Origin of the sequence: Amycolatopsis anabasis (assembly GCF_009765355.1) — a bacterium.
GTDB classification, from domain to species: Bacteria; Actinomycetota; Actinomycetes; order Mycobacteriales; family Pseudonocardiaceae; genus Amycolatopsis; species Amycolatopsis anabasis.
On the sequence record NZ_VTHK01000061.1, the window covers coordinates 39,785 to 51,110 of the forward strand.

The following is an 11,326-nucleotide window of genomic DNA, read 5'->3' on the forward strand; positions in this document are numbered from 1 at the left end:
TAATCCGGTTTGATTGGATTTACGTCGGCATGCATAATCATGCGTATGACGGTGAGGATCGCGGTAGCGGGAGCGAGCGGGTACGCGGGCGGTGAGCTGCTGCGCCTGCTGTTGGCGCATCCGGAGGTCGAAATCGGCGCGCTGACCGCGGCGAGCAACGCGGGTACGGCGCTGGGCAAGCACCAGCCACATCTGGTGCCCCTGGCCGACCGCGTGCTGGCCGAGACCACCGCCGAGACGTTGGCCGGGCACGACGTGGTGTTCCTCGCCCTGCCGCACGGCCAGTCCGGGGAGATCGCGGCGCGACTCGGTCCCGAGGTGCTGGTCGTCGATCTCGGCGCCGACCACCGGCTCGCCGAGGCGGCCGACTGGCAGCGCTGGTACGGCAGCGAGCACGCGGGCACCTGGCCCTACGGGCTCCCGGAACTGCCCGGGGCGCGCGAAAACCTGCGCGGCGCCAAGCGAATCGCCGTGCCGGGATGCTTCCCGACCGGCGGGTCGCTCGCGCTCGCGCCGGCGCTCGCGGCGGGACTGGTCCGGCCGGATGTGACGGTCGTCGCGGTGACCGGGACCTCCGGAGCGGGCAGGAGCCTGAAGCCGAACCTGCTCGGTTCCGAGGTGATGGGCTCGGCCACCGCGTACGGGGTCGGCGGCGCGCACCGGCACACCCCGGAGTTCGCCCAGAACCTCGGCGCGGTGGCGGGGGAGCGGGTCACGGTGTCCTTCACCCCGGTGCTCGCCCCGATGCCCCGCGGGATCCTGACCACCGCGAGCGCGCCGTTGGTGTCCGAAGTGGACACCGGGGGCGCGCGTGCGGTGTACGAGAAGGCCTACGCCGCGGAACCGTTCGTGCAACTGCTGCCCGAGGGGAGCTGGCCGGCCACGGCCGCGACCCTCGGCTCGAACAACGTGCAGCTCCAGGTGACGGTCGACGCCGACGCGCGACGACTGGTCGTGGTAGCCGCCATCGACAACCTCACCAAGGGCACCGCGGGCGGTGCCGTCCAGTCCATGAACATCGCGCTCGGGTTCCCCGAGACCACCGGACTTTCCACCGTAGGAGTCGCGCCATGACCGTCACCGCACCGAAGGGGTTCCGGGCCGCCGGGGTCACCGCGGGCCTCAAGCCCAGCGGTAAGCCCGACGTGGCCCTGGTCGTCAACGAAGGGCCGCTCGACATCGCGGCCGCGGTGTTCACCGCGAACCGGTGCAAGGCGAATCCGGTGCTCTGGAGCGAGCAGGTCACCCACGGCGGCCGGGCCAAGGCTGTGGTGCTCAACTCCGGCGGCGCCAACTGCTACACCGGCCCCCAGGGTTTCCAGAACACGCACGCCGCCGCGGAACTCGTCGCGAACCGGCTCGGGATCGGCGCGATCGACGTGGCGGTGTGCTCCACCGGCCTGATCGGCGAGCAACTGCAGGCCGACAAACTTTCCGCGGGGATCGAACAGGCCGTGGCCGGACTCTCGCCGGACGGCGGGCCCGCCGCGGCGGAAGCGATCATGACCACGGACACCCGGCGCAAGGAGTTCGTGCACAGCGGCGACGGGTGGACCATCGGCGGGATGGCCAAGGGCGCCGGGATGCTCGCGCCGGCACTGGCCACCATGCTGGTGGTGATCACCACGGACGCCGTGCTCGACCCGGAAACCGCGGACCAGGCGTTGCGCGGCGCCACCCGGGTGACCTTCGATCGCCTCGACTCGGACGGCTGCATGTCCACCAACGACACCGTCCTGCTGATGAGCAGCGGCGCGTCCGGTGTCCGGCCGGATCCGGCGGAGTTCGGCGAGGCGCTGCGGGCCGTCTGCCACGACCTCGCCCAGCAGCTGCTCGGGGACGCCGAGGGCGCCGAGCACGACATCGCGATCGAAGTGGTGAACGCGGCCTCCGAACAGGACGCGGTCGAGGTCGGCCGGTCCATCGCGCGGAGCAACCTGTTCAAATGCGCGGTCTTCGGCAAGGACCCCAACTGGGGCCGGATCCTCGCGTCCGTCGGCACCACGCAAGCCACCTTCGATCCGGCGGCGCTGGACGTCGCGTTCAACGGCGTCTGGGTCTGCCGCGGCGGCGAACCGGGCGAGCCGCGCGAGAAGGTCGATCTGACACCCCGCGCGGTGGACATCGTGGTCGACCTGAAGGCGGGCACGGAAACCGCGACGATCTGGACCAACGACCTCACGCACGCCTACGTGCACGAGAACTCGGCGTACTCCACATGACCCCGCCGGAATCCCTGGTCCCCGCCGACGCGCGCCTGGCCACCGCGGCGGAGAAGGCCGGTGTCCTGATCGAGGCGCTGCCCTGGCTGCAGCGGTTCAACGGCGCGACGGTCGTGGTCAAGTACGGCGGCAACGCCATGATCGACGACGAGTTGAAGCAGGCGTTCGCGCAGGACATGGTGTTCCTGCGGCTCGCCGGACTGCACCCGGTCGTGGTGCACGGCGGCGGCCCGCAGATCACCGCCATGCTGAACCGGCTGGGCATCGAGGGCGAGTTCCGCGGCGGCCTGCGGGTCACCACCCCGGAGACGATGGACGTCGTCCGGATGGTGCTCGTCGGCCAGGTCAGCCGCGAGCTGGTCGGCCTGATCAACGCGCACGGTCCTTATGCCGTGGGCATTTCCGGCGAAGACGCCCGGCTGTTCACCGCGAAGCGGCGCACGGCCACGATCGACGGGGAGGCCGTCGACCTCGGGCTGGTCGGCGAGGTCGCCGAGGTCAACCCGGCGGCGGTGCTCGACATCGTCAACGCCGGGCGGATCCCGGTGGTGTCCACGGTCGCCCCGGACGTCGACGGGGTGGTGCACAACGTCAACGCGGACACCGCGGCCGGGGCGCTGGCCGCCGCGCTGGGCGCGGAGAAACTCGTGATGCTCACCGACGTCGAGGGGCTGTACGCCGACTGGCCGGACCGGTCGTCCCTGGTCGACCGGATCCGCGTCGATCGGCTGGAGCAGCTGCTGCCCGGACTGGCCAGCGGCATGATCCCGAAGATGGAGGCCTGCGTGCGCGCGATCCGCGGCGGGGTCCGCCGGGCGCACGTCATCGACGGCCGCCTCGCGCATTCGGTACTGCTCGAAGTCTTCACCTCTCAAGGCGTCGGCACCATGGTGCTGCCCGAACAGGAGCTCCCGTGAACGAGATCAAGTCCAATGTAGACGGCCAGGGGCACTGGCAGTCCGCGTTGATGGACAACTACGGCACCCCTCAACTCACCCTGGTGCGCGGCGAGGGCGCGCGGGTCTGGGACGCCGACGGCACCGAATACCTAGACCTCGTCGGCGGGATCGCGGTCAACGCGCTCGGCCACGCCCACCCCGAGGTGGTGCGCGCGGTCACCGAGCAGATCGCCAAGATCGGCCACATCTCGAACCTCTACGTCAACCCGGTCGCGGTCGAACTCGCCGAGACACTGCTCGACGTGGCCGGGTTGTCCGGTCAGGCGAAAGTTCTCTTCGTCAACTCCGGGGCCGAGGCGAACGAGGCCGCGCTGAAGATCAGCCGGTTGACCGGGCGGACCAAGATCGTCGCCTGCGAAGGCGCCTTCCACGGCCGCACCATGGGCTCGCTCTCGCTCACCGGTCAACCGTCCAAAAAGGAGGCCTTCGAACCGCTGGTGCCCGGCGTGGTGCACGTGCCGTTCGGCGACAGCGAGGCGCTGCGCGCGGCGGTCGACGGGGAAACCGCGGCCGTGGTGCTGGAACCGGTGCTGGGTGAGGGCGGGGTGGTTCCCGCGCCGGACGGTTACCTGCAGGCCGCGCGGGAGATCACCAAGGACGCCGGAGCGCTGCTGGTCCTCGACGAGGTGCAGACCGGCATCGGGCGGACCGGGCACTGGTTCGCGTTCCAGCACGCCGGGATCACCCCGGACGTGATCACCCTGGCGAAGGGGCTCGGCGGCGGGCTGCCGCTCGGTGCGGTGATCGGCGTCGGCGCCGCGGGCGAGCTGCTGCGGCCCGGTCAGCACGGCACCACGTTCGGGGGCAATCCGGTGTGCTGCGCGGCGGGGCTCGCGGTATTGCGCACGATCGCGCGCGACAATCTCGTGGACCACGTTTCCGCGCTGGGCAAGGACATCGCCGCCGGGATCGAGGAACTGGGGCATCCGCTCGTCAGCGGGGTGCGCGGGGCCGGTCTCCTGCTCGGCATCGGGTTGCGCGAACCGGTCGCGCCCGCCGTCGCGAAGGCCGCCCAGGACGCCGGTTACCTGGTCAACCCGGTCGCGCCGGACACCATCCGGCTGGCCCCGCCGCTGATCCTGAGCCACCAGGAAGCCGACGGTTTCCTGGCCGCCCTCCCGAACGCGCTCGACACCACCACAGGCAAGGACGACTGATGCCACGGCATTTCCTGCGCGACGACGATCTGACTCCCGAGGAGCAGGCCGCCGTCCTCGATCTCGCCGCCGAACTGAAGGCCGATCCACTCGGCCGCAAACCGCTCGAGGGCATGTCGATCGCGGCGATCTTCGAGAAGAACTCGACCCGGACCCGGCTGTCCTTCGACGTGGGCATCCACCAGCTCGGCGGGCATCCGGTCATCGTGGACGGGCGCTCGATGCAGCTCGGCCGCGAGGAGACCATCGAGGACACCTCCCGGGTGCTGTCCCGGTACGTCGACGCGGTGGTGTGGCGCACCTTCGCGCAGAAGCGCATGGACGCGATGGCCTCGGTGTCGAGGGTGCCGGTGATCAACGCGCTGACCGATGAGTTCCACCCCTGCCAGGTGCTCACCGATCTGCAGACCATCCGGGAACGAAAGGGCGAACTGGCCGGGCTCACCCTGGTCTACCTCGGCGACGGCGCCAACAACATGGCGCATTCGCTGCTGCTGGGCGGGACCACCGCGGGACTACACGTTCGGGTGGTTTCCCCGGAGGGGTTCCAGCCCGATCAGCAGGTGATGCTCGACGCCAAGCACCGGGCGAGCGAAACCGGCGGGAGCGCGACCGTGTTCACCGATCCGCATGCCGCGGTGGACGGCGCGGAGGTGCTGGTGACCGACACCTGGACCTCGATGGGCCAGGAGACCGACGGCAAGGACCGGGTGGGACCGTTCCGCGCGCTGCAGATCAACGCGGCCCTGCTGGACCGGGCCGCCCCCGGCGCGATCGTGCTGCACTGCCTGCCCGCGCACCGCGGCTGGGAGATCACCGACGAGGTGCTCGACGGTCCGGCCAGCGCGGTGTGGGACGAGGCGGAGAACCGGCTGCACGCCCAGAAGGCCTTGCTCGTCTGGTTGCTGGATGAGGCGCGACGACGATGAGCAGGGCCGCCCGACAGGCCAGGATCACCGAACTGGTGTCCACCATGGCCATCCGCAGTCAGACCGAGCTGGCCAAACTGCTCGCCGCGGAGGGGATCGAGGTCACCCAGGCGACGCTGTCGCGGGACCTCGACGAACTCGGTGCGGTGAAGCTGCGGGGCGCCGACGCCGGTGCGCCGGTGTACGTCATCCCCGAGGACGGCAGCCCGGTGCGGGGCGTGCAGGGCGGCACCACCCGGCTGTCCAGGCTGCTGGCCGAGCTGATGGTCTCGGTGGACGCGTCGGGAAACCTCATGGTGCTGCGCACCCCGCCCGGTGCGGCGCAGTTCCTGGCCAGCGCGATCGACCGGGCGGCGCTGGAGGAAGTGGTCGGCTCGATCGCGGGCGACGACACGGTGGCGGTGATCGCCAGGGAACCGCTCTCCGGGAAGGACCTGGCGGAGCGTTTCGCCGCACTGGCGCGGCGGTCGTCTACTTTGGACGTTGAAACGAGTAAGGAGAAGGACGATGACTGAACGGGTGGTGCTCGCGTATTCGGGCGGGCTGGACACCTCGGTGGCGATCGGCTGGATCGCCGAGGAGACCGGAGCCGAAGTGATCGCGGTGGCGGTTGACCTGGGCCAGGGCGGCGAGGACCTGGAGACCATCCGCAAGCGCGCGATCGACTGCGGCGCGGTGGAAGCCGTGGTGGCCGACGCGCGGGACGAGTTCGCCGACGAGTACTGCCTGCCGGCGCTGCAGGCCAACGCGCTCTACATGGACCGCTACCCGCTGGTGTCCGCGCTCTCCCGCCCGGTGATCGTGAAGCACCTGGCCGAGGCGGCGAAGTACCACGGGGCGACCACCGTGGCGCACGGCTGCACCGGCAAGGGCAACGACCAGGTGCGCTTCGAGGTCGGCATCGGCGCGCTGGCGCCCGATCTGAACGTGATCGCGCCGGTCCGGGACTTCGCGTGGACGCGTGAGAAGGCGATCTCCTACGCCGAGGAACGCAACCTGCCGATCGACGTGACCAAGAAGTCGCCGTTCTCGATCGACCAGAACGTGTGGGGCCGCGCGGTGGAGACCGGGTTCCTCGAGGACCTGTGGAACGCGCCGACCAAGGACGTCTACTCCTACACCGAGGACCCGACCGTCAACTGGCAGGCGCCGGACGAGCTGGTGATCACCTTCGACAAGGGCGTCCCGGTCGCCATCGACGGTGAGACGGTGACCATGCTCGAGGCGATCCAGCAGCTGAACCGCCGGGCCGGCGCGCACGGGATCGGGCGGCTGGACATGGTCGAGGATCGGCTGGTCGGCATCAAGAGCCGCGAGGTCTACGAGGCGCCGGGCGCGATCGCGCTGATCACCGCGCACCAGGAGCTGGAGAACGTCACCGTCGAGCGCGACCTCGCCCGGTTCAAGCGGCAGGTCGAGCAGCGCTGGGGCGAGCTGGTGTACGACGGCCTCTGGTTCTCGCCGCTGAAGGACGCCCTGGACGGGTTCGTCGCGAAGACGCAGGAGCACGTCACCGGCGACATCCGGCTCGTGCTGCACGGCGGCAGCGCGACCGTGACCGGCCGCCGCAGCGAGGAGTCCCTGTACGACTTCAACCTGGCCACCTACGACGAGGGCGACACCTTCGACCAGTCCCTGGCCAAGGGCTTCGTCCAGCTCTGGGGCCTGCCCAGCAAGATCGCCGCCAAGCGCCAGCAGAAGAAGGGATAGCGTGAGCGAGAAGGACACCGGACAACCGGTGCAGTTGTGGGGCGGCCGGTTCGCCAGCGGCCCGGCCGAGGCGATGGCGGCGCTGAGCGCGTCGACCCATTTCGACTGGCGCCTGGCGCCGTACGACATCGCCGGGTCCCGGGCGCATGCGCGCGTGCTGCGCACGGCCGGACTGCTCACCGAGGACGAGCTGACCCGCATGCTCGCCGCGCTGGACACCCTCGCCGACGACGTGGCCTCCGGCGCGTTCACCCCGACCATCGCGGACGAGGACGTGCACACCGCGCTCGAACGCGGCCTGCTCGAACGCGCCGGTGCCGAACTCGGCGGCAAGCTGCGCGCCGGGCGTTCCCGCAACGACCAGGTCGCTACGCTGTTCCGGATGTGGCTGCGGGACGCGGCGCGCCGGGTCGCGGCCGGGACCCTGGACGTGGTCGACGCGCTGGTGGCGCAGGCGAAGGCACATCCGGACGCGGTGCTGCCGGGCCGGACCCACCTGCAGCACGCGCAGCCGGTGCTGCTCGCCCACCACCTGCTCGCGCACGCGCAGTCCCTGCTGCGCGACGTCGGCCGGTTGCGGGACTGGGACGCGCGCACCGCGGAATCGCCGTACGGCTCCGGCGCGCTGGCCGGATCGTCGCTCGGCCTCGATCCGGAGGCCGTCGCGCGCGAACTCGGTTTCGACGCGAGCGTGGAGAACTCGATCGACGGCACGGCGTCCCGCGACTTCGTCGCCGAGTTCGCCTTCGCGCTCGCGATGCTCGGAGTGAACCTGTCCCGGATCGCCGAAGAAGTGATCATCTGGAACACCGCGGAGTTCGGTTACGTCACGCTCGACGACGCGTGGGCGACCGGCAGCTCGATCATGCCGCAGAAGAAGAACCCGGATGTGGCGGAGCTGACCCGGGGCAAGTCCGGGCGGCTGATCGGCAACCTCACCGGCCTGCTCGCGACGCTCAAGGCGCAGCCGCTCGCCTACAACCGGGATCTGCAGGAGGACAAGGAGCCGGTCTTCGATTCGGTCGAGCAACTGGAGCTGTTGTTCCCGGCGCTGGCCGGACTGCTCGGCACGCTGACCTTCCACACCGACCGGCTCGCCGAACTCGCCCCGGCCGGGTTCACCCTCGCCACCGACATCGCGGAATGGCTGGTGCGCCAAGGAGTTCCGTTCCGGGTGGCGCATGAGGCGGCGGGTGAGAGCGTGCGCGTCGCCGAGTCGCGCGGGGCCGGGCTGGACGAGCTGACCGATGAGGAGCTGGCGAAGATCCACCCGGCGCTCACCCCCCAGGTGCGGGAGGTGCTCACGGTCGAGGGCTCGATCGCGTCGCGGGACGCCCGGGGCGGCACCGCGCCCGTCCGGGTCGCCGAGCAGCGCGACCGCCTCGTCGAGCGGGTCGCCGAACACCGCGACTGGATCGGCTGAGCCCGGCCGGTGGTGTTTGGGCACACTGAACGAGTGAGCACCGCGATCGATCATCTCGTCTACGCCACCCCCGCCTTGGCGGACACCGTCGCCGTACTGCGCGCGCAGGGCGTCGACCTGGCCCCCGGCGGGCCGCATCCCGGCCTCGGCACCAGGAACTTCCTGGCCGGGCTGGGGGAGGGGTGCTACCTCGAGGTCATCGGACCGGATCCGGAGCAACCCGCCCCCGACATCCCGCGGCCGTTCGGCATCGACGAGCTCACCGGCCCGCGGCTGGTGGCCTGGGCCGCCCGGGTCACCGGGCTGGACGAGGTGATCGAGCGGGCCCGGGCCGCCGGGTACGACCCCGGGGCACCGTTCGAGATGTCCCGGCGCAGGCCGGACGGTGTGCTGCTGCGGTGGCGGCTGGCATTCTCGCCCGAAGGCGCCGGGGTCGTGCCGTTCCTGATCGACTGGGGTTCCTCGCCGCATCCCGCGGAGACCACGCCCGACGCCGGTCGGCTGGTGACGCTGCGGGGCGTGCACCCCGATCCGGCCCGGGTCGCGGCCGAACTCGCGGCGATCGGGCAGGAGCTCGCGGTGACCGCCGGGCCGGAGCCCGCGCTGGAAGCGGTACTGGCCACCGCGGACGGCGGCCTGGTGCTGCGGTGAGCGATCGGGTGTTCAGCCGCGACGAGCTCGCGATCGAACCGGTGGATCTCGCGCGCCTGCTGCTGGGTTCGGTCGTCGAGTCGCGGAGTCCGGAAGGGACGGTCGCGGTCCGGCTCGTCGAGGTCGAGGCGTACCGGGGAGAGGACGATCCCGCGTCGCACTGCTATCGCGGCCGGACCCCGCGCAACGCGGTGATGTGGGGCCCGGCCGGTCACCTCTACGTCTACTTCGTCTACGGCATGCACTTCTGCGCGAACGTGGTCGGCCGAACCGACGGTGAGGCCGGTGCGGTGCTGCTGCGGGCCGGTGAGGTGGTGTCCGGAGTGGACGTCGTCCGGAAACGGCGACCGGCCGCCCGGGGCGACGCGACTCTTGCCCGGGGCCCGGCCATCCTCACCTCGGTGCTCGGCCTGGACCGGGTGCACAACGGGGTGGACCTGGTCGACCCGGCTTCGCCGGTGCGGTTGCTGGCCGGGGAGCGGGTGCCCGCCGCCCAGGTCAGCACCGGGCCGCGCGTCGGGGTGGCGGCCGCGATGGACACCCCGTGGCGGTTCTGGGTCGCCGGGTCACCGGCCGTCTCCGCCTACCGGCGGGGCGGCAAGGTCCGGGCCCGTCGCTAAACCGGTTGGCGGCCCCGAACCGGCCTGGGCGAAGATGAGGACGTGAGCGAGCACATCCTTGACGAACTGACCTGGCGCGGTCTGATCGCGCAATCCACTGACCTCGACGCCCTCCGGCGCGACCTGGACAACGGCCCGCTCACCCTCTATTGCGGTTTCGATCCGACCGCGCCGAGCCTGCACGCGGGCAACCTGGTCCCGCTGCTGATGCTCTCCCGGTTCCAGCGGGCCGGGCACCGGCCGATCGTGCTGGCCGGGGGCGCGACCGGGATGATCGGCGACCCGCGCGACACCGGCGAGCGCACGCTGAACACCGCGGACGTGGTCGCCGACTGGGCGAAACGCATTCGCGGTCAGCTGGAGCGGTTCGTCGAGTTCGACGATTCGCCGACCGGCGCCAAGGTGGTCAACAACCTGGACTGGACCGGCGGGCAGTCGGTGCTGGAGTTCCTGCGGGACATCGGCAAGCACTTCCCGGTGAACACCATGCTGAACCGCGAGACGGTGAAGCGGCGCCTGGAAACCGACGGGATGTCCTACACCGAGTTCAGCTACCTGCTGCTGCAGTCGCAGGACTACCTGCACCTCTACCGGGAGCACGGTTGCCGGTTGCAGGTCGGCGGCTCGGACCAGTGGGGGAACCTGGTCGGCGGGGTGGATCTGATTCGCCGGGTCGAGGGCGGGAGCGCGCACGCGTTGACCGCGCCGCTGGTCACCGACGCCGAGGGTCGCAAGTTCGGCAAGTCCACCGGCGGTGGGAACATCTGGCTCGACCCGGAGATGACCTCGCCCTACGCGTGGTTCCAGTACTTCGTGAACGTCGGCGACTCCGACGTGATCCGCTACCTGCGGCTGTTCACGTTCCTGTCCGGGGAGGAGATCGACGCGCTCGCGGCGGACACCGCGGAACGTCCGCAGCTGCGTTCCGCGCAGCGCAGGCTCGCCGAGGAGTTCACCACCCTGGTGCACGGTGAGCGGCAGACCCGCCAGGTCATCGCGGCCAGTCAGGCGCTGTTCGGCCGGGGTGACCTGGCCGAGTTGGACGCGGCGACGCTGGACGCGGCGATGGCCGAGGTGCCCACCGGCGAGGTCGCGTTGTCCGCCGAGCCGACGATCGTCGATCTGTTGCTGGCGGCCGGGCTGGTGGACAGCAAGGGCGCCGCCCGCCGGACGGTGAAGGAAGGCGGTGCGTACGTGAACAACGCGAAGATCGGCGACGAGGAATGGCGGCCGCGGCGGGAAGACGGCCTGCACGGCCGGTGGCTCGTGGTGCGCCGGGGGAAGCGGAACATCGCCGGCGTGCGGCTCGCGGGCTAGCGCTTCGCGGGGCCGAAACAGGGGTTGACCTGCGGGTTCGTCGTTAAGGGACCCCCCTGTTTCGGCCCCATCCCCCAACGTGTAATCTTTTCTTCGTCGCCAGGGAGACCGGGCGGCCGGAGCACGAACCAAGCTCTCACGATCATGTGGTAGGCTGGGTGGTCCGAAGTCGGAGCGAAGTCACCTCCAAAGAATCGCAAGATTCCACTGGGGGCAGGGTCTGCTCCGGAACCAGATGAAGACATGAGTCGGTGACAGTCGTTTGTCGGCTGGACTCTGGCGTGTTGTTTGAGAACTCAACAGTGTGCTAGTGAACTAAGCCAGTAGAGCTTTTATGT

Annotated in this window: 11 protein-coding genes; all 11 read left to right on the forward strand. The window is 70.6% G+C overall.

What is annotated here, in order from left to right; genetic code table 11:
- Positions 1-45 precede the first annotated feature (45 nt).
- The 11 genes from argC to tyrS are packed head-to-tail and all read left to right on the forward strand — an operon-like array spanning position 46 to position 10,988.
- A complete protein-coding gene (gene argC / locus FXO23_RS42785; protein WP_158893288.1) occupies positions 46-1,074 on the forward strand; it encodes an N-acetyl-gamma-glutamyl-phosphate reductase in 1,029 nt (342 codons plus the stop codon).
- Positions 1,071-2,222 (forward strand): bifunctional glutamate N-acetyltransferase/amino-acid acetyltransferase ArgJ, encoded by a 1,152-nt coding sequence (argJ, locus tag FXO23_RS42790; protein ID WP_158893290.1) that lies wholly within the window; start codon positions 1,071-1,073, stop codon positions 2,220-2,222. The genes argC and argJ overlap by 4 nt, the downstream gene beginning before the upstream one ends.
- A complete protein-coding gene (argB, locus tag FXO23_RS42795; protein WP_158893292.1) occupies positions 2,219-3,139 on the forward strand; it encodes an acetylglutamate kinase in 921 nt (306 codons plus the stop codon). The genes argJ and argB overlap by 4 nt, the downstream gene beginning before the upstream one ends.
- Positions 3,136-4,338, forward strand: coding sequence for an acetylornithine transaminase (locus FXO23_RS42800; RefSeq protein ID WP_158893294.1), 1,203 nt, complete (start codon positions 3,136-3,138; stop codon positions 4,336-4,338). The genes argB and FXO23_RS42800 overlap by 4 nt, the downstream gene beginning before the upstream one ends.
- Positions 4,338-5,267, forward strand: a complete 930-nt coding sequence (gene argF / locus FXO23_RS42805; RefSeq protein ID WP_158893296.1) for an ornithine carbamoyltransferase — start codon at positions 4,338-4,340, stop codon at positions 5,265-5,267. Before FXO23_RS42800 ends, argF begins: the two co-directional genes overlap by 1 nt.
- On the forward strand, positions 5,264-5,782 hold the full coding sequence (locus FXO23_RS42810; protein ID WP_158893298.1) for an arginine repressor: 519 nt from the start codon (positions 5,264-5,266) through the stop codon (positions 5,780-5,782). The genes argF and FXO23_RS42810 overlap by 4 nt, the downstream gene beginning before the upstream one ends.
- A complete protein-coding gene (locus tag FXO23_RS42815; protein WP_158893300.1) occupies positions 5,775-6,977 on the forward strand; it encodes an argininosuccinate synthase in 1,203 nt (400 codons plus the stop codon). Before FXO23_RS42810 ends, FXO23_RS42815 begins: the two co-directional genes overlap by 8 nt.
- A 1-nt stretch (position 6,978) precedes the next feature.
- Entirely contained in the window at positions 6,979-8,400 is a 1,422-nt protein-coding gene (gene argH / locus FXO23_RS42820; RefSeq protein WP_158893302.1) for an argininosuccinate lyase, read from the forward strand.
- Positions 8,401-8,433: 33 nt separating this feature from the next.
- The gene (locus tag FXO23_RS42825) at positions 8,434-9,051 is read left to right on the forward strand and encodes a VOC family protein (RefSeq protein ID WP_158893304.1); all 618 of its coding nucleotides are present in this window, start codon (positions 8,434-8,436) and stop codon (positions 9,049-9,051) included.
- The gene (locus FXO23_RS42830) at positions 9,048-9,671 is read left to right on the forward strand and encodes a DNA-3-methyladenine glycosylase (RefSeq protein ID WP_158893306.1); all 624 of its coding nucleotides are present in this window, start codon (positions 9,048-9,050) and stop codon (positions 9,669-9,671) included. Before FXO23_RS42825 ends, FXO23_RS42830 begins: the two co-directional genes overlap by 4 nt.
- 42 nt (positions 9,672-9,713) lie before the next feature.
- On the forward strand, positions 9,714-10,988 hold the full coding sequence (tyrS, locus tag FXO23_RS42835; protein ID WP_158893308.1) for a tyrosine--tRNA ligase: 1,275 nt from the start codon (positions 9,714-9,716) through the stop codon (positions 10,986-10,988).
- Positions 10,989-11,326: the final 338 nt, after the last annotated feature.